Here is a 16,664-nt window from a genome sequence, read left to right on the forward strand (position 1 = left end):
CACATGCGCCGAAGTTTCGTCGCGATCGTTTGCGCCGCACTGCTTTCCGCCACCGCCTTACCGGCGGTGGCCGCCGAGGACGCCGATCCGCGCCAAGCCGCGATGGACGCGGCCGTCGCCGCGGGCATCCCCGGCATGGTCGCCGTCTCCGACGGATTCCGCGGTGTCAGCGGCGTCGCGGACATCGACCGGCCGGGCAAGCCCGACGCGTCGGGCCGCTGGCGGATCGCGAGTGTGTCGAAGGTGTTCGTCGCGACGCTGGTCCTGCAGCTCGTGGCGGAAAAGCGCGTCGGGCTGGACGAGCCCGTGCGGCGTTACCTGCCTGGACTGTTGCCGTATCCGGAGCCGATCACCGTCCGCCAGCTGCTGCAGCACACCAGCGGCCTCCCGCGCGACCTGGCGCCCGAGGACACCTGGGCGTCCGGTCCGGAGGTCGACACCGAACGCTTCGAGCACTTCGACAGCGACGACCAGATCCGCTTGAGCGTCTCGAAGCAGCCACTGCAGTTCAAACCAGGTACGGGCTGGGCCTACTCCAACACCGGCTACAACGTCCTCGGCCTGCTGGTCGAGAAGGTCACCCGGAAGCCGTTGGAACGCGCGCTCGCCGAGCGCGTCACCGGGCCGCTGCACCTGCGCGACACCTCGCTCCCCCGCGACTTCCCGTTCCTGCTCCGCCCGGCCGCCCGCGGCTACGAGCAGTTGTACGACGCGCCGCGCGGCCTCACCGACGTCACCACCTACAACTACTCGCGCTACTTCGGCGCGGGCGGCATGGTGTCTTCGGCCAAGGACCTCAACCGCTTCTTCGAGGCGTTGTTCGGCGGGCGCCTGCTGCCCGCCGCTCTGGTGGCGGAGATGAGGAAGACGGTCGCGGTGGGCGGCGGCATGGAGTACGGCCTCGGTCTGATGAAGCTGAACCTCAAGACGGCGGGCGCCTGCGCCGAGGACATCTCGGTCTGGGGTCACGGCGGCGACCTTCCGGGGTTCGCCACCCTCAGCTTCCACGACGATTCCGGCAAGAACATCTCCACGCTGGCCACCGTGGACCTCACCGCGTCGCCGGAGGCCGCGCTCAAGCGTCAGCTGCCGATGATCTCCGAGTTCTGCTCGCCGGTGGTCCCGACCAGGGCGGTCGCCCAGGCCCCGGTGCCCAGCCTGTAGGCCGCTTACACTCACCCGTATGACAGCTACGACCAGCTCGTCAGCGGCGACGGCCACCCCGTCGCCGCTGGCGGACGCGACTCGCGACGAGGCGAGCCTGCGCCGGTTCCTGCACGGGCTGCCTGGTGTCGACCAGGTCGGCGTCGAGCAGCGGGCGGCGGGACTCGGCACGCGCAGCATCAAGAAGGCCGCCAAGCTCTGGGCGATCGACACCGCCATTTCGATGGTCGACCTGACGACCCTCGAAGGCGCCGACACCCGGGGCAAGGTCCGCGCGCTCGCCGCGAAGGCCATGCGGCCGGACCCGGAACGCCCGGACACCCCGCGGGTCGCGGCCGTGTGTGTGTACCCGGACATGGTCGAGACGGCTGTCGAGGCGCTTCGCGGCACCGGCATCCACGTCGCCAGTGTGGCCACCGGCTTCCCGGCCGGCCGCACGAGCCGCGAGATCAAGCTGGCCGACACCAAGATCGCCGTCGACGCCGGCGCCGCCGAGATCGACATGGTGATCGACCGCGGCGCGTTCCTGGAAGGCCGGTACCTGGAGGTCTTCGAGGAGATCCAGGCGATCAAGGCCGCCTGCGGCAGCGCTCACCTCAAGGTCATCCTCGAAACCGGTGAGCTCGCCACCTACGACAACGTCCGCCGCGCGTCCTGGCTCGCGCTGCTGGCGGGCGGCGACTTCATCAAGACCTCCACCGGCAAGGTGTCGCCCGCCGCGACGCTGCCGGTCACCCACGTGATGCTGCAGGCCGTCCGCGACTGGTTCGTCCAGACCGGTGAACTGCGCGGCGTCAAACCGGCCGGCGGCATCCGGACGACCAAGGACGCGATCAAGTACCTGGTCGCGGTGCACGAGGTCGCCGGCGAGCAGTGGCTGAACCCGGATCTGTTCCGGTTCGGGGCGTCCAGCCTGCTCAACGACCTCCTGCTGCAGCGCCGCACCCAGGCCGACGGCCACTACAGCGGTCCCGACTACGTGACGGTGGACTGATCCATGGGCATCTTCGAGTACGCGCCCGCGCCCGAATCGCGCGACCTCGCGAACCTCAAACCGCATTACCGGCCGTTCGTGAACGGCGAATTCGTCGACGGCTCCGGTGAGCCGCTCAAGACGATCAACCCGGCCACCGAAGAGGTGCTCGCCGAGGTCGGCACCGCGTCGGTGTCCGATGTGGACAGTGCGGTGAAGGCCGCGCGCAAGGCGTACAACAACGTCTGGTCCAAGATGCCGGGTTCCGAACGTGCCAAGTACCTGTTCCGCATCGCGCGTCTGATCCAGGAGCGGTCGCGGGAACTGGCCGTGCTGGAAAGTCTCGACAACGGCAAGCCGATCAAGGAATCGCGCGATTCCGACGTGCCGACGGCCGCCGCGCACTTCTTCTATCACGCCGGCTGGGCCGACAAGCTCGACTACGCCGGCTACGGCCCGAACCCGAAGCCGCTCGGTGTCGCGGGCCAGGTCATCCCGTGGAACTTCCCGCTGCTGATGCTGGCGTGGAAGATCGCGCCCGCGCTGGCCACCGGCAACACCGTGGTGCTCAAGCCCGCGGAGACCACGCCGCTGACCGCGCTCGTGTTCGCGGAGATCTGCCAGCAGGCCGAACTCCCGCCCGGCGTGGTGAACATCCTGCCCGGCGCCGGGGACATCGGCGCCGCGCTGGTGGGCCACGGCGACGTGAACAAGGTCGCCTTCACCGGATCGACCGAGGTCGGCAAGGCCATCCAGCGCCAGATCGCGGGCACCGCGAAGAAGCTGACGCTGGAGCTGGGCGGCAAGGCGGCGAACGTCGTCTTCGATGACGCTCCGCTGGACCAGGCCGTCGAGGGGATCGTCAACGGGATCTTCTTCAACCAGGGCCACGTGTGCTGCGCGGGTTCGCGCCTGCTGGTGCAGGAATCCATCGCCGAAGAGCTGCTCGAGAAGCTGCGGTACCGCGTCTCGACGCTGAGGCTGGGCGACCCGCTGGACAAGAACACCGACATCGGCGCGATCAACTCCGCCGAGCAGCTCGCGAAGATCAAGGGCCTGGTGGAATCCGGCGACGCCGAGGGCGCCCAGCGCTGGACCAGCCCGTGCCCGGTGCCGGAACGCGGTTTCTTCTTCGCCCCCACCGTGTTCTCCGATGTCCAGCAGTCGATGCGCATCGCCCGCGAGGAGATCTTCGGGCCGGTGCTTTCGGTGCTGACCTTCCGCACGCCGGACGAGGCCGTCACCAAGGCGAACAACACGCCGTACGGGCTCTCCGCCGGAATCTGGACCGAGAAGGGTTCGCGCATTCTCTGGATGGCGAACCAGCTCCGCGCCGGCGTCGTCTGGGCCAACACGTTCAACCGCTTCGATCCCGCCGCGCCGTTCGGCGGCTACCAGGAGTCGGGTTTCGGCCGCGAAGGCGGACGCACCGGACTGGAGGCCTACCTCGATGTCTGACCGTATTTCGGTGGCGAAGACCTACAAGCTCTACATCGGCGGCAAGTTCCCGCGCTCGGAATCCGGCCGCGTGTACCCGGTCACCGACACCAAGGGCAAGTTCCTGGCGAACGCCTCGCACGCGTCCCGCAAGGACGTCCGCGACGCGGTTTCCGCCGCGCGCAAGGCTTTCGGCGGCTGGTCGGCGGCGACCGCGTACAACCGCGGCCAGGTGCTGTACCGGGTGGCGGAGATGCTGGAAGGCCGCCGCGACCAGTTCGTCGCGGAGGTTTCGGCGTCCGAAGGCGTCGCGGCGAAGAAGGCTCAGTCCATTGTGGACGCGTCGATCGACCGCTGGGTCTGGTACGCGGGCTGGACGGACAAGATCGCGACCGTGCTCGGCGGGGCCAACCCGGTCGCGGGCCCGTACTTCTCCTTCACCGTGCCGGAACCGACCGGTGTCGTGGGAGTGCTGGCGCCGCAGCAGTCGTCGTTGCTGGGCCTGGTGAGCGTGCTGGCCCCGGTGCTGGCGACCGGCTCGACCGCGGTGGTCGTCTCCAGCGCGGACCGGCCGCTGCCCGCGATCACGCTCTCGGAGGTCCTGGCGACGTCCGATCTGCCCGGCGGGGTCGCCAACATCCTGACCGGCCGCGCGTCGGAGCTGGGCTCGTGGCTCGCGTCGCACGGGGACGTCAACGCCCTCGACCCGACCGGCGCCGAGCCGTCCGCGCGGGCGGACTTGGCGCGGGAAGCCGCGGGGACCGTGAAGCGGGTCCTGACCGTTCCGGACACCGAGCCGGACTGGACCGCCGACGCCGACATCTCGCGGCTGCGGCGGTACCTGGAGGCGAAGACGGTCTGGCATCCGCTGGGTGTCTGACCCACCCGGTTCGCGCAGTTGGACACCTCTTCCCCGGCGCAATTAGTCACCTACTTGCGCCGGGGCCGGGGGCTCACGGGTCGAGATCGGCCCCGGTCAGCGCCCGTCCCGGCAGCGGCTCGTTCGCGCCGACGGCCCGCAGGCCGTCGATCATGATCCCGATGCAGCGCCGGGTCGCCATCCGCGCGACCTCCTCGCCCTTGCCCGGCATCTGCCGAAGCAGCGTCGCGAACAGGATCGCGACGTCCCCGGTGGCGACATCCGTGCGGAGCCTGCCCTCCGCCTGCGCTCCCCGGACGAAAGCGTCCATCACCAGCAGCAACTCGTCACGCAGGGCCTTGATCGCGGGATCGCTCTTCAGGATCGCCAGCGCCCGCGGCGACACCATCGCGAGCTGAATGCTCAGCTGCAGCTCCATCGACTGGTGCAGCAGCCGGATCAGCGCCTCCCAGTCCGAGGCTTCCTGATCCCTCGCGGCCTTCGCGTCCCTCAGAACCCGGTCGAAGTTGTCGACGGCGACCGCCCTGATCAGCGCGTCGCGGTCCGGGAACCGCCGGTACAAGGTGCCGACGCCGACACCGGCCGAGCGCGCGATCTCCTCCATCGGGACCTCGGCGCCTTGAGCGGCGAAGATGGCTCTCGCGGCGGCCAGGATCTGATCCCGGTTCCGGCGCGCGTCGGCGCGCAAGCGGGTCTCGGGGTCGGCAGTCATGATCCTCGCCTCTCGAAGGGTCCTTCAGGGCCGTGATTCTCGCACGTAAGGGCGTGCCCTTCACGCCTCCCGGGAAACCACCCCTTCGCGAGTGGACGACCCGTCTCCACTTGAGTACCTTGGTGGCATAAGCGGAATGAATCCATCCGCATACGTTTTTGGGGCCCCCTGTCCGATTCCACCCGAACCCACCCGACATCTGGGGAAGGACAACCCGATGACCGACGTCGAGGAAACCACCGCGACCTTGCCACTGGCCCGGAAATGCCCGTTTTCGCCGCCGCCCGAATACGAACGGCTTCGCCGGGAAAGTCCGGTTTCCCGGGTCGGTCTTCCTTCCGGGCAAACGGCTTGGGCGCTCACCCGGCTCGAAGACATCCGCGAAATGCTGAGCAGCCCGCATTTCAGTTCCGACCGGCAGAGTCCGTCGTTCCCGCTGATGGTCGCGCGGCAGATCCGCCGCGAGGACAAGCCGTTCCGCCCGTCCCTCATCGCGATGGACCCGCCGGAACACAGCAGGGCCAGGCGGGACGTCGTCGGGGAATTCACCGTCAAGCGCATGAAAGCGCTTCAACCGCGAATTCAGCAGATCGTCGACGAACATCTCGACGCCCTGCTCGCCGGACCCAAACCCGCCGATCTCGTCCAGGCGCTTTCCCTGCCGGTTCCGTCCCTGGTGATCTGCGAACTGCTCGGCGTCCCCTATTCGGACCACGAGTTCTTCCAGTCCTGCAGTTCCAGGATGCTCAGCCGGGAGGTCACCGCCGAAGAACGGATGACCGCTTTCGAGTCGCTCGAGAACTATCTCGACGAGCTCGTCACCAAGAAGGAAGCGAACGCCACCGAGGACGACCTCCTCGGCCGTCAGATCCTGAAGCAGCGGGAGGCCGACCACGGCGAACACAGTGACCTTGTCGGGCTGGCGTTCCTGCTGCTCATCGCCGGGCACGAGACCACGGCGAACATGATCTCGCTCGGCACGGTGACCCTGCTGGAGAACCCCGACCAGCTGGCGAAGATCAAGGCGGACCCGGGCAAGACCCTCGCCGCGATCGAGGAACTCCTGCGGGTCTTCACGATCGCGGAAACGGCGACCTCACGCTTCGCCACGGCGGACGTCGAGATCGGCGGAACGCTCATCCGCGCGGGTGAAGGCGTCGTCGGCCTGAGCAACGCCGGCAACCACGATCCGGACGGCTTCGAGAACCCGGACACCTTCGACATCGAACGCGGCGCGCGCCATCACGTCGCCTTCGGATTCGGGGTGCACCAATGCCTCGGGCAGAACTTGGCGAGGTTGGAACTCCAGATCGTCTTCGATACGTTGTTCCGGCGAGTACCGGGCCTCCGGATCGCCGTTCCGGTCGACGAACTGCCGTTCAAGCACGATTCGACGATCTACGGCCTCCACGCCCTTCCGGTCACCTGGTAGGAGGAGCCATGAAGATCATCGCGGACACCGGGAAGTGCGTGGGCGCGGGCCAGTGCGTGCTCACCGATCCCGACCTGTTCGACCAGAGCGAGGACGACGGGACGGTCATCGTGCTGAACGCCGAGCCCGAAGGCGAAGAGGCTGAAGAGAACGCCCGCACCGCCGTGCACATCTGCCCGGGTCAGGCACTGTCGCTCGCGTAGGGTCCGAAGTCCGTGAAGGCCTCCTTGAGGGACTCTGGTTCCCTCAAGGAGGCCTTCACGGACCGGGCCACAGGCGGCCCGGCGTGAGCGAAGGCGTAACTCGCGTGATCAGGCACGTAACTCGCGTGGCTGAAGGCCGCACTCGCGTGTTCCGCCCCTGATCACGCGAGTTGCGGCTTCAATCACGCGAGTTGCGGCTTCAATCACGCGAGTTGCGGCTTCAATCACGAGGTTATTTGACCGCGCCCATCGACAGGCCCCGCACCAGGTGGTTCTGCGCGATCCAGCCGACGATCATCACCGGCAGGGACGCGAGCAGCGCGGCCGCGGAAAGCTGCGCCCAGTACAGGCCCTCGCTGGTGATGAACCCGACCAGGAACACCGGTACCGTCCCGGCCCGGGCGGCGGTGAGGTTGACCGAGTAGAAGAACTCGGTCCACGAGAAGATCACGCAGATCAGCGCGGTCGCGGCCACCCCGGGCGCGACCACCGGCATGATGATCTTCCGCAGCAGGATCGGCAGCGTCGCCCCGTCGATCCGCCCCGCCTCGATCATCTCGTGCGGCACCTCCAGGAAGAACGACCGCATCATCCAGATCGCCAGCGGCAGGTTCATCGAGGTGTACAGGATGATCAGCGCCCACACGTTGTCCAGCAGCCGCGTGTTCTGCGAGATCACGTAGAGCGGGATGATCGCCGCCACGATCGGCAGCATCTTCGTCGACAGGAAGAAGCCGAGCGCGTTGCTCGTCCCCTTCACCGGCGCCAGCGAAAGCGCGTACGCCGCCGGGATTCCCAGCAGTAGCACGAAAAGCGTCGAAACGACGGTCACGAACGCCGAGTTCGACAGGTACGGCAGGAAGCCGCGTTCGAGCACGCCCGCGAACTGGTCGAGGGTCGGGGTGAAGAACAGTCGCGGCGGATCGGTGTAGGCGTCGGCCTCCTGTTTGAAGGCCGTGAGGATCATCCACAGCAGCGGGAACACGAACAGGATCGCGATCACCCAGGTCGCGACCGTCAGCGCGCCGGGGCCGAAGCGGCTTTTCATTTCGCGCCTCCCTGTACCGAGAACGTGCGGAACATCAGCCGCAGCGCGAAGGTCGCGACGATCATCGTCAGGATCACGACGATCACGCCCATCGCGGACGACTGCCCGATGTCGAAACCCTGGAACGCCCGCTGGTAGATGTAGAACGGCAGGTTCGTGCTGGCCGTCCCCGGGCCACCTTGCGTCATCAGGAAGATCGCGTCGAAACTGTTCACGATGTAGATCGCGCCCAGCAATGTCGCCAGCTGCAGGAACCGGCTCAGATGCGGCAGCGTGATCGCGGTGAACGTCCGCCAGCGGCCGGCGCCGTCGACCGACGCGGCCTCCAGCACGTCCTTCGGCTGGCTCTGCAATCCGGCCAGGATCAGCAGCATCATGAACGGCGTCCACTGCCAGACGACCTGGGCCATCACCGCGGCCAGCGGGAACTCCGAAAGCCAGTCGACGTCGGTGCCGAACACGAAGTGCAGCAACCCGTAGGTCGGGTCGAACATCGTCGTCTTCCACAGCAGCGCGCCCGCCGCGGGCAGGATCAGGAACGGCGTGATCAGCAGGGTGCGGACCACCCCGCGGCCCAGGAACTTGCGGTCCAGCAGGATCGCCAGCCCCAGGCCGAGCAGCAGCGAGAAGAACACGCACACGACCGTCAGCACCACGGTGTTCAGCAGCGCGCCGAGGAACGTCGAGTCGGCGAAGACGTCGATGTAGTTCCGCAGCCCGACGAAATGCCGCGAGCCCGGGCGCACCAGGTTCCACGACTGGAACGAGTAGAACACCGTCAGCACGAAGGGCAACTGCGTCACGGCGACGACGAACAGCAGCGCGGGCAGGAGCGGCAGCCGTCGTTTGAACGGCGTATCGGTGCCGCGTTTCGGAGCCGCCTTCTTCGCGTGGGCGGGCTCCGGGCGGGCAGGAGCGGAGATCGTGGCCATCACTGCACCTCCTGATACGACTTGCCGACGGTCTGCGCGTACTCCTGTGCCTGTTCGAGTGCTTCGTCCACGGTGATCTGGCCCGCGATCGCCGCCGAAAGCTGCTGGCTCACGCGGGTGCCGAGATCCTGGAACTCGGGAATGCCGACGAACTGGATCCCGGGGTAGGGCACCGGATTCACCATCGCCTTGCGCTGGTCGGCGTCCGCGATCCCGTCCAGCGTCGGCTGCGCGTAGGCCTTGGCGGCCTCGCGGTATTCAGGAATGTCGTAGGTCGATTTCCGCACCCCCGGTGGCACGCGGTTCCAGTCGCCGAACTCCTTGGCGACCCGCTGCACGTACGCCTTGTCGGTCATCCAGGACATGAACTTGAAGGCGATGTCCTTGTGCTTCGAGACCTTCGGGATCGCCAGCGCCCACGTGTAGAGCCAGCCGCTCGACTGCGTCTTCTCGACCGGCGCCGGGGCGTAGCCGGATTTACCGACGACCTTGCTGGCCGACGGGTCTTCGTTCGTCCCCGCCATGACCGTGGCGTCGTACCACATCGCGGCCTGGCCTTGGGTGTACCGCGTGCCGCATTCGGAGAAGCCCGCGCTCGACGCGCCGACCTCGCCGTGGTTCCGCACGAGGTTCACGTAGAACTCCGCGGCGGCCTTGAACTCGGGGCTGGTCAGCTTCGCGTTCCAGTCCTTGTCGAACCACTGGGCGCCGAAGGTGTTGGCGACCGTGGTGAACGGCGCGAGGCTCTCGCCCCAGCCCGGCTTGCCACGCAGGCAGATCCCGGCGATGCCCTTGGCCTTGTCGTCGAGTTTCGCGGCGTACTCGGCGATCTGGGTCCATGTCGGTTTGGCGGGCATGGTGATTCCGGCCTGCTCGAACAGATCCTTCCGGTAGGCCAGGAACGACGACTCGCCGTAGAACGGCACGGCGTAGAGCGACCCGTTGTGCGACAAGGATTCCTTGATGCTCGGGATGAAGTCGTCCGCGTCGTAGGACGGGTTCGCCGCGATATGCGGGCCGAGGTTTTCGAGCCAGCCGTTCGCGGCCCACTGCGGCGCCTCGTAGTTGCTGATCATGACGACGTCGAACTCGCCGCCCTCGGTGGCCGTCGACGCGGTGATCTTCGCGCGTGCCTGGTTTTCGGGCAGGGACACGAATTTGAGGCTGACGCCGGGATTCGCCTTCTCGAACTCGCCGGAAAGCTCGATGGCGTCCTTCATCTGCGGGTTCGCGACGATCGCGACGACGAGCGTCCGGTCACCGGTCCCGAGCGCGCCCGCTCCGGCGCAACCGGTGAGGGTCAGCAGCAGGACCCCGAGCAGAGCGGCCGCTTTACGCACCTTCGCCTCCCGGTATGACCTGCACCTTCAGGCCGGCACCGCTGCGCATGAGGGCGAGAGCGTCGGGGTACTGCTCCAGCGGCAGGGTGTCGGTGAGCAGCGCGGCGGTGTCGACGGCGCCGTCGGCGACCAGGTCGAGCGCGGTGCCGAAGCTGTTCATGACGGCCATCGAGCCGACGACGGTGATCTCGTCGTTGTAGATCCGGAACGGCGAAAGCGCGACGCGTGCTTCGGCGGGCGCGACACCGAAGACCAGTAGGCGGCCTCCGCGCTGAAGCGAGTCGAAAGCGGCTTCGATGGCGGGCGCGGCGCCGGTGCAGTCCGCGGCGGCGTCGAACTTCTCGTCGTCGAGGTCCTTCACGTCGCCCGCGACCGCGGCCGCGCCGAGGTCCATTGCCCGGCCGAGGCGGGACGTGTTGCGGTCGACCACCGTGACGTGGGCGCCCGCGCGCTGCAGCAACTGCTGCATGATCAGCCCCATCGTGCCCGCGCCGACGACGAGGAACCGCTCCCCCGCCTCGACGCCGATCCGGCGCACGCCGTGGACCGCGCAGGAGACCGGCTCGACGAGGGCACCCTGTTCCCAGGTCATCGTGTCCGGCATGCGGTAACAGTTCGCCGAAGGGACGGCGACGTACTCGGCGAAGGCACCGTTCACGGTGTCGCCGGTCGCGTTCCAGTTCTCGCAGAGGTTGCCGCGGCCCGACCGGCAAGGCTTGCAGTAGCCGCAGAACAGCGACGGGTCGACGGCCACCCGGTCGCCGATCTTCCAGCCGCCCGGCACATCCGCGCCGAGTTCGACGATCTCGCCGGCGAACTCGTGGCCGGGGACGATCGGATAGGGCGTCGGCGGGAAGTGCCCGTCGGCGATGTGGAGGTCGGTCCCGCAGATCCCGCAGGCACCCACCTTGACGACGACCTGGCGATCCCCCGGTTTCGGATCGGGCACCTCGCCGACCCTGATCTCCCCGGGCTTGTCCACGATCGCGGCACGCATGCCAGCTCCTCTTCTCTCCGCTCAAATGAGCGGGACGGGCCTATGCTTCGGACTGCATGTTCAGGCATGGTGAACTTTTCGCTGTTGTTACGTCAACCTTTCGGGTCGATTTCGCGGTATAGTGCTCATATGAGCGGGAAGAAGCAGGGTCCCGGCCTGGTGGAATCGCTGCGCCTGGCCGCGGTGGCCCGGCGGTTCTACGAACAGGGCGCCTCGAAACTCGAGATCGCCGAAGAGTTCGGGATCAGCCGGTTCAAGGTCGCGCGGATGCTGGACACGGCCAGGGAAAGCGGCATCGTCCGCGTCGAGTTCCGGCTGCCGGCGCCGGTCGATCTCGTGCTGTCCGAGGAGATCCGCGCGGCGTATCGGCTCGACCGGGTCCTCGTGCTCGAACGAGCGCCCGAACCGGAATCCCGCGAAGTGGCACGGCGCAAGATCGGCACGCTCGCCGCCCGCCTCCTGACCGAAATCGTCACTCCCGGCGACGTCCTCGGCCTGTCGTGGGCACGTTCGGTGAACGCGATGACCGACGCGATCGAGTCGCTGCCCCGATGCCCGGTCGTACAGCTGTGCGGAGTGCAGGCGGGGATGGACATGCGCGACCGGTCGGTGGAGACGGTCAGCCGCGTCGCGTCGGTGTCCGGCGGCGAGCCGTACCCGATCTTCGGCCCGCTAGTCCTCCCCGACCGCCGCACCACCGAAACGCTGCGCAGGCAACCCGGCATCGCGGAGACCTTCGGGCAGTTCAAGAACCTGACCAAGGCCGTCGTCAGCATCGGTGCGTGGAAGCCCGAGGAGTCGACGGTCTACGACGCGCTCGACGAGGCCGAGCGGAGCGCGATCGCGAAACGCGGCGCCAAGGCCGAGGTCTCCGCGCGCCTGTTCGACGCCGACGGGAACCCGATGTCCACCGGCCTGGCCCACCACGTCCTGGCCATCAGCGCCGAGGACCTGCTGGCCGTCCCCGAAGTGATCGCGCTGGGCTACACCGAACCGAAGGCCGAAGCGATCGACGCCGTCTTGCGCTCGGGCATGGTCTCGACGCTGATCACCGACGCCGCCGCGGCCGTCCCGCTGCTCAAACTGGCCGAGGCCCGCCCGCTCCCCTGACCGCGAGTTACGCCTCCAATCACGCGAGATCGCCGCCCAATCACGCGAGTTACGCCTTCAATCACGCGAGATCGCCGCTCAATCACGCGAGTTCGCGTAACCGGGACGCCTCGTCCTGCGCCGCCATCACCTCGTCGCCATGCCTGAACGCCCACTCCCCGAACGCTTCGATGGGCGCCAGCAGGGTGGTCCCGAGGTCCGTCAGCGAGTACTCGACCTTCGCCGTCCGGCCACAGTCGCGCCTGCTGACGAGCCCGTTGAACTCCAGCCGCCGGACCGTCTCCGTGAGCACCTTCGTGCTGATCCCGCCGAGCCGTCGCCGCAGTTCGGCCGGCCGCAGCGGCCCGTCGCGCAGAGCCCACAGGACGACCGGGTTCCACGTGTTCGCCATCAGGTCGAAGGCCAGCCGGGCACGGCAATCGGCGAGGAAGACGTCGTTCATCGGACCTCCGGTAACCAATCGGTACCCGCACGGCTTTCTACGGTCATGGGGTTAACTCGATCTTAGGGAGCAGCACATGCGTATCGGTATCTTCGGTGCCGGCGGGATGGCGGAGGCGCTCGGCGGCCAGTGGGCCGGGGCCGGGCACGAGGTGAGGGTCGCCGCCCGCGACCGGGCCAAGGCAGCCAGGATTTCCCCGCGCGTGGGGACCTGGGAGGAGACCGCCCGGGCCAGTGACGTCATCCTGCTCGCCGTTCCCGCCGCGTCGGTGACGGAAGTCCTTGCCGCCGCGGGGGATCTCGCCGGAAAGGTGCTGATCGACTGCACCAACGCGGTCGGTGAGGGCGCCGTGCTCACGGTGCCCGATCAGGCCGCCCGGATCGCCGCCGCCGCACCGGACGCCCACGTGGTCAAGGCGTTCAACCTGTGCCACGTGGACGTCTGGCGGATGACACCGCCGGTGTTCGGCGGCCGTCCGCTGGCGGTGCCGATCTGCGGCGACAGGGTCGGCGAAGTGAGCGAACTGGTCCGCGACATCGGGTGCGTTCCACTGGTAGCGGGCGGCCTCGACCGGGCCGCGCTCATGGAGGCGACGATGGCGTTCACGGTCGGGCTCTGGTTCGACGGCCACGACGCGCAGGCCTGCTTCCCGCCCCTTCCGGTGTGATTTCAGGGTCGTCCCCGATGTGCCGGGCCGGTTGTTCAGGCGACCGTGTCCGGCATGGGGACGAGGACCTGGCGGCAGCTGACCGTATGGCTGCACGTCGTCACTTCGGTCGGCTGGATGGGACAAGCCCTGGCGCTGTTCACCCTCTTGGTGATCGGCCGCACGAGCGAGGACGGCGGGATCCGCGTCGCCGCGACCTCGATGGCGCACGAGATCGACACGTTCCTGCTGGCGCCGCTCGCCAACGCGTCGGCGTTCACCGGTTTCATGCTCGCCGCAGGAACTGCCTGGGGATTCACCCGGCACTGGTGGGTGCTGGCGAAGTTCGCGATCACGCTCGTCCAGCTCTACGCCGGGATCTTCCTGCTGTCCGGTGCTTTACGGGACTCCGTCGGCAGTGAACCGGCGCCGGTGGCGCTGGTCTCCGGTACCGCGCTGATGGCGAGCGCGCTCGCGTTCCAGGCGTGGCTTTCGGTGGCGAAACCGTGGGGCAAGGTCCGCTCGGGCGCGAAGCTGCCGACAGCGCCGACGTGGGTTTTCGTCGCCGCTGTCCTCGCGCCGCTCACCGACATCACGGTGGGTTTGCTGCTGGGCTATCCGTTGCCGGCGGTGTCGCTGATCGTGCTGATCGTGTGGCTGGTCCGGCGCCGGCGGCTACTGCTCGTCACCCGGCCGAAAGCCCCAGCTGGTCCACCGCCGTGATCCGGATGACCGCCGAGCCCGCCTCGTCCGAAGCCGCCAGGTCGACCTCGGCGCTGATGCCCCAGTCGTGGTCACCCGCCGGATCGTCGAAGATCTGCCGCACCCGCCAGATCTCCTTCTCCTGCTCGATGATCAGCAGCTTCGGCCCGCGCGCGTCCGGTCCGATGCCGAGCGTTTCGTGCTCGTCGAAGTAGTCCTCGATGGCGTCTTCCCACGCGTCCGCGTCCCAGCCCGAAGCGGCGTCCAGCTCGCCCAGCGTGTCGTAGGCACGCCGCGACGCCAGCTCCACTCGGCGGAACAACTCGTTCCGCACGAGCACCCGGAACGCCCGCTCGTTCCGCGTGACCGCGGGCGGCTCGGACGGCGGCCGCGTCGAAACCGGGCCCTCCTCTTCGGGATGCCGCAAGGCTTCCCACTCGTCGAGGAGGCTGGAGTCGACCTGGCGCACCAGTTCGCCGAGCCATTCGATGAGGTCCTGCAAGCCCTCGGTCTTGGCCTCGTCGGGAACCGTGTGCCGCAGCGAGTCGTAGGTGTCGGTGAGGTACCGCAGCACCAGCCCTTCCGAGCGTGCCAGCTGGTAGAAACCGATGTACTCCACGAAGTTCATCGCGCGCTCGTACATGTCGCGCACGACGGACTTCGGCTTGAGCTCGTAGTCCTCCACCCACGGATGCCCTTGCCGGTAGCGGGAATACGCCGCCTCCAGCAGTTCCTCCAGCGGCTTCGGGTACGTGACGTTCTCGAGCAGTTCCATCCGCTCGTCGTACTCGATGCCTTCGGCCTTCATCGCCTGCACGGCCTCGCCGCGCGCCTTGAACTGCTGCTGCGACAGCACCGGACGCGGATTGTCCACAGTGGATTCCACAATGGACACGACGTCGAGCGGGTAGGACGGCGAATCGACGTCGAGGAGCTCGATCGCCGCCAGCGCGAACGGCGAAAGCGGCTGGTTCAGCGCGAAGTCGAACTGCAGGTCCACGGTCAGCCGGACGATGCGGCCCTGCTCGTCTGGCTCGTCGAGCCGTTCCACGACCCCGGCCGCGAGCAGCGCGCGGTAGATCGCGATCGCACGCAGGATCAGTTTCCGCTGGGCGGGACGGTCGGAGTGGTTGTCCTCCAGCAGATGCCGCATCGAGTCGAACGCGTTGCCCGGCCGGGAGACGACGTTCAGCAGCATCGAGTGGCTGACGTGGAAACTCGACGTCAGCGGCTCCGGCTCGGCCGCGATCAGCCGGTCGAAGGTGCTCTCCGTCCAGTTGACGAACCCTTCGGGCGCCTTCTTGCGGACGATCTTCTTTTTCTTCTTCGGATCGTCGCCCGCCTTCTCCAGGGCCTTGGCGTTTTCGACGACGTGGTCCGGCGCCTGCACGACGACGTAACCGTCGGTGTCGTAGCCCGCACGGCCCGCGCGGCCGGCGATCTGATGGAACTCGCGCGCCTTGAGATGCCGTTGCCGCACACCGTCGTACTTCGTCAGCGCTGAAAAGACCACTGTGCGGATTGGTACGTTGATGCCGACGCCGAGCGTGTCGGTCCCGCAGATCACCTTCAGCAGCCCGGCCTGCGCGAGCTGCTCGACCAGGCGCCGGTACTTCGGCAGCATGCCGGCGTGGTGCACGCCGATCCCGTGCCGGACCAGCCTCGACAGCGTCTTCCCGAACCCGGCCGAGAAGCGGAAGTCGCCGAGCATCTCGGCGATGGCCTCCTTCTCCGCCTTCGAGGTGACGTTGATGCTCATCAGCGTCTGCGCGCGCTCGATCGCCGCGGCCTGCGAGAAGTGCACGACGTAGACCGGCGACTGCCCGCCGTGGAGCAGCTCGGACATCGTCTCGTGCAACGGCGTCAGCGCGTAGCGGAAGGTGAGCGGCACCGGCCGCTGCGCCGAGGTGACCACCGCGGTCGGACGGCCGGTCCGGCGAGTGAGATCTTTTTCGAAGAACGAGACGTCGCCCAGCGTCGCCGACATCAGCACGAACTGCGCGTTCGGCAGCTCCAGCAGCGGTACCTGCCAGGCCCAGCCGCGATCCGGCTCCGCATAGAAGTGGAACTCGTCCGCGACGACCTGGCCGACCGGAGCGTCGGCACCGAACCGCAACGCGATGTTCGCCAAGATCTCCGCCGTGCAGCAGATGATCGGCGCGTCGGCGTTCACCGCCGAGTCACCGGTCATCATCCCGACGTTCTCCGGGCCGAAGATCTCGATCAGCTGGAAGAACTTCTCCGAGACGAGCGCCTTGATCGGGGCCGTGTAGTAGCTGCGGCGGCCGTGCGCGAGCGCGGTGAAGTGCGCCCCGACCGCGACCAGGCTCTTTCCCGAGCCCGTCGGCGTCGACAGGATCAGGTTCGCTCCGGAGACCACCTCGATGATGGCCTCTTCCTGCGCGGGGTACAGCTCCAACCCGCGCTCGGCCGTCCAGGTGGAGAAGGCTTCGAACAGCGAGTCGGCGTCGGGATCCGCAGGCAGGAGGTCTGTAAGTGTCATCAGAGGACCTATCGTGCCATCCGTTGGTCGCTTCTTGCCCAGGGGTGATCGCGCCCTCCGCCGGAAACCCGTAGGCTTCGCGGTACCGCGCACCTTCCGGGCACCATCACCCGGCCGCGCACACAGGCGGTAATCCGAGAGGG

The 16,664-nt window shown here is 67.9% G+C and carries 16 protein-coding genes; 9 read left to right on the plus strand and 7 right to left on the minus strand.

What is annotated here, in order from left to right; translation table 11 throughout:
• The first annotated feature begins 3 nt into the window (after positions 1-3).
• Genes CVV72_RS24595 through CVV72_RS24610 form a run of 4 tightly spaced genes read left to right on the plus strand, consistent with a single transcriptional unit; the run spans position 4 to position 4,454 of the window.
• Complete coding sequence (locus tag CVV72_RS24595; RefSeq protein ID WP_219145996.1) at positions 4-1,164, plus strand: serine hydrolase; 1,161 nt, start codon at positions 4-6, stop codon at positions 1,162-1,164.
• Between the two features lie 19 nt (positions 1,165-1,183).
• A complete protein-coding gene (gene deoC, locus CVV72_RS24600) occupies positions 1,184-2,158 on the plus strand; it encodes a deoxyribose-phosphate aldolase (RefSeq protein ID WP_192746710.1) in 975 nt (324 codons plus the stop codon).
• Positions 2,159-2,161: 3 nt separating this feature from the next.
• Positions 2,162-3,595: an aldehyde dehydrogenase family protein gene (locus CVV72_RS24605; protein WP_192746711.1), complete on the plus strand. Its 1,434-nt coding sequence runs from the start codon at positions 2,162-2,164 to the stop codon at positions 3,593-3,595.
• The gene (locus tag CVV72_RS24610) at positions 3,588-4,454 is read left to right on the plus strand and encodes an aldehyde dehydrogenase family protein (protein ID WP_219145997.1); all 867 of its coding nucleotides are present in this window, start codon (positions 3,588-3,590) and stop codon (positions 4,452-4,454) included. Before CVV72_RS24605 ends, CVV72_RS24610 begins: the two co-directional genes overlap by 8 nt.
• Before the next feature lie 73 nt (positions 4,455-4,527).
• On the opposite strand, the gene CVV72_RS24615 is transcribed toward CVV72_RS24610, so the two are convergent.
• Positions 4,528-5,166 carry a TetR/AcrR family transcriptional regulator gene (locus tag CVV72_RS24615; RefSeq protein WP_219145998.1) on the minus strand — a complete coding sequence of 213 codons (639 nt, stop codon included), beginning with the start codon at positions 5,164-5,166 and terminating at the stop codon, positions 4,528-4,530.
• A gap of 217 nt (positions 5,167-5,383) precedes the next feature.
• Between CVV72_RS24615 and CVV72_RS24620 the strand changes: the two genes are divergently transcribed.
• Positions 5,384-6,598 (plus strand): cytochrome P450, encoded by a 1,215-nt coding sequence (locus tag CVV72_RS24620; protein WP_219145999.1) that lies wholly within the window; start codon positions 5,384-5,386, stop codon positions 6,596-6,598.
• Positions 6,599-6,606: 8 nt separating this feature from the next.
• Positions 6,607-6,801: a ferredoxin gene (locus tag CVV72_RS24625; protein ID WP_126735249.1), complete on the plus strand. Its 195-nt coding sequence runs from the start codon at positions 6,607-6,609 to the stop codon at positions 6,799-6,801.
• A gap of 232 nt (positions 6,802-7,033) precedes the next feature.
• Here the strand turns inward: CVV72_RS24625 and CVV72_RS24630 are convergent, their stop codons facing one another.
• From CVV72_RS24630 to CVV72_RS24645, 4 genes are read right to left on the minus strand one after another with little or no spacing between them, the layout of a single operon-like run.
• Entirely contained in the window at positions 7,034-7,849 is an 816-nt protein-coding gene (locus CVV72_RS24630; RefSeq protein ID WP_034304644.1) for a carbohydrate ABC transporter permease, read from the minus strand.
• Positions 7,846-8,781: a carbohydrate ABC transporter permease gene (locus CVV72_RS24635; RefSeq protein ID WP_037332403.1), complete on the minus strand. Its 936-nt coding sequence runs from the start codon at positions 8,779-8,781 to the stop codon at positions 7,846-7,848. Before CVV72_RS24635 ends, CVV72_RS24630 begins: the two co-directional genes overlap by 4 nt.
• Positions 8,781-10,121 carry a sugar ABC transporter substrate-binding protein gene (locus CVV72_RS24640; RefSeq protein WP_219146000.1) on the minus strand — a complete coding sequence of 447 codons (1,341 nt, stop codon included), beginning with the start codon at positions 10,119-10,121 and terminating at the stop codon, positions 8,781-8,783. Before CVV72_RS24640 ends, CVV72_RS24635 begins: the two co-directional genes overlap by 1 nt.
• On the minus strand, positions 10,114-11,118 hold the full coding sequence (locus CVV72_RS24645; RefSeq protein ID WP_219146001.1) for a zinc-dependent alcohol dehydrogenase family protein: 1,005 nt from the start codon (positions 11,116-11,118) through the stop codon (positions 10,114-10,116). Before CVV72_RS24645 ends, CVV72_RS24640 begins: the two co-directional genes overlap by 8 nt.
• A 129-nt stretch (positions 11,119-11,247) precedes the next feature.
• Between CVV72_RS24645 and CVV72_RS24650 the strand changes: the two genes are divergently transcribed.
• Entirely contained in the window at positions 11,248-12,228 is a 981-nt protein-coding gene (locus tag CVV72_RS24650) for a sugar-binding transcriptional regulator (RefSeq protein WP_219146002.1), read from the plus strand.
• Between the two features lie 82 nt (positions 12,229-12,310).
• On the opposite strand, the gene CVV72_RS24655 is transcribed toward CVV72_RS24650, so the two are convergent.
• On the minus strand, positions 12,311-12,670 hold the full coding sequence (locus tag CVV72_RS24655; protein WP_219146003.1) for a helix-turn-helix domain-containing protein: 360 nt from the start codon (positions 12,668-12,670) through the stop codon (positions 12,311-12,313).
• A 76-nt stretch (positions 12,671-12,746) separates the two neighbouring features.
• Here CVV72_RS24655 and CVV72_RS24660 point away from each other — a divergent pair, with 76 nt between their 5' ends.
• The gene (locus CVV72_RS24660; RefSeq protein WP_219146004.1) at positions 12,747-13,337 is read left to right on the plus strand and encodes an NADPH-dependent F420 reductase; all 591 of its coding nucleotides are present in this window, start codon (positions 12,747-12,749) and stop codon (positions 13,335-13,337) included.
• Between the two features lie 54 nt (positions 13,338-13,391).
• Complete coding sequence (locus CVV72_RS24665; RefSeq protein WP_219146005.1) at positions 13,392-14,039, plus strand: hypothetical protein; 648 nt, start codon at positions 13,392-13,394, stop codon at positions 14,037-14,039.
• On the opposite strand, the gene CVV72_RS24670 is transcribed toward CVV72_RS24665, so the two are convergent.
• Positions 14,002-16,521: an RNA helicase gene (locus tag CVV72_RS24670; RefSeq protein WP_219146006.1), complete on the minus strand. Its 2,520-nt coding sequence runs from the start codon at positions 16,519-16,521 to the stop codon at positions 14,002-14,004. The two genes, CVV72_RS24665 and CVV72_RS24670, sit on opposite strands and share 38 nt — an antisense overlap.
• Between the last annotated feature and the right edge of the window lie 143 nt (positions 16,522-16,664).

The sequence above is a fragment of the Amycolatopsis sp. TNS106 genome (genome assembly GCF_019330265.1).
In the GTDB taxonomy this organism is placed as follows: domain Bacteria; phylum Actinomycetota; class Actinomycetes; order Mycobacteriales; family Pseudonocardiaceae; genus Amycolatopsis; species Amycolatopsis lurida.

Bases quoted from the DNA above. Each gene is read 5' to 3' on its own strand.
- CVV72_RS24595 (WP_219145996.1), top strand. From the start codon at position 4: ATGCGCCGAAGTTTCGTCGCGATCGTTTGCGCCGCACTGCTTTCCGCC.
- deoC (WP_192746710.1), top strand. From the start codon at position 1,184: ATGACAGCTACGACCAGCTCGTCAGCGGCGACGGCCACCCCGTCGCCG.
- CVV72_RS24605 (WP_192746711.1), top strand. From the start codon at position 2,162: ATGGGCATCTTCGAGTACGCGCCCGCGCCCGAATCGCGCGACCTCGCG.
- CVV72_RS24610 (WP_219145997.1), top strand. From the start codon at position 3,588: ATGTCTGACCGTATTTCGGTGGCGAAGACCTACAAGCTCTACATCGGC.
- CVV72_RS24615 (WP_219145998.1), bottom strand. From the start codon at position 5,166: ATGACTGCCGACCCCGAGACCCGCTTGCGCGCCGACGCGCGCCGGAAC.
- CVV72_RS24620 (WP_219145999.1), top strand. From the start codon at position 5,384: ATGACCGACGTCGAGGAAACCACCGCGACCTTGCCACTGGCCCGGAAA.
- CVV72_RS24625 (WP_126735249.1), top strand. From the start codon at position 6,607: ATGAAGATCATCGCGGACACCGGGAAGTGCGTGGGCGCGGGCCAGTGC.
- CVV72_RS24630 (WP_034304644.1), bottom strand. From the start codon at position 7,849: ATGAAAAGCCGCTTCGGCCCCGGCGCGCTGACGGTCGCGACCTGGGTG.
- CVV72_RS24635 (WP_037332403.1), bottom strand. From the start codon at position 8,781: ATGGCCACGATCTCCGCTCCTGCCCGCCCGGAGCCCGCCCACGCGAAG.
- CVV72_RS24645 (WP_219146001.1), bottom strand. From the start codon at position 11,118: ATGCGTGCCGCGATCGTGGACAAGCCCGGGGAGATCAGGGTCGGCGAG.
- CVV72_RS24650 (WP_219146002.1), top strand. From the start codon at position 11,248: ATGAGCGGGAAGAAGCAGGGTCCCGGCCTGGTGGAATCGCTGCGCCTG.
- CVV72_RS24655 (WP_219146003.1), bottom strand. From the start codon at position 12,670: ATGAACGACGTCTTCCTCGCCGATTGCCGTGCCCGGCTGGCCTTCGAC.
- CVV72_RS24660 (WP_219146004.1), top strand. From the start codon at position 12,747: ATGCGTATCGGTATCTTCGGTGCCGGCGGGATGGCGGAGGCGCTCGGC.
- CVV72_RS24665 (WP_219146005.1), top strand. From the start codon at position 13,392: ATGGGGACGAGGACCTGGCGGCAGCTGACCGTATGGCTGCACGTCGTC.
- CVV72_RS24670 (WP_219146006.1), bottom strand. From the start codon at position 16,521: ATGACACTTACAGACCTCCTGCCTGCGGATCCCGACGCCGACTCGCTG.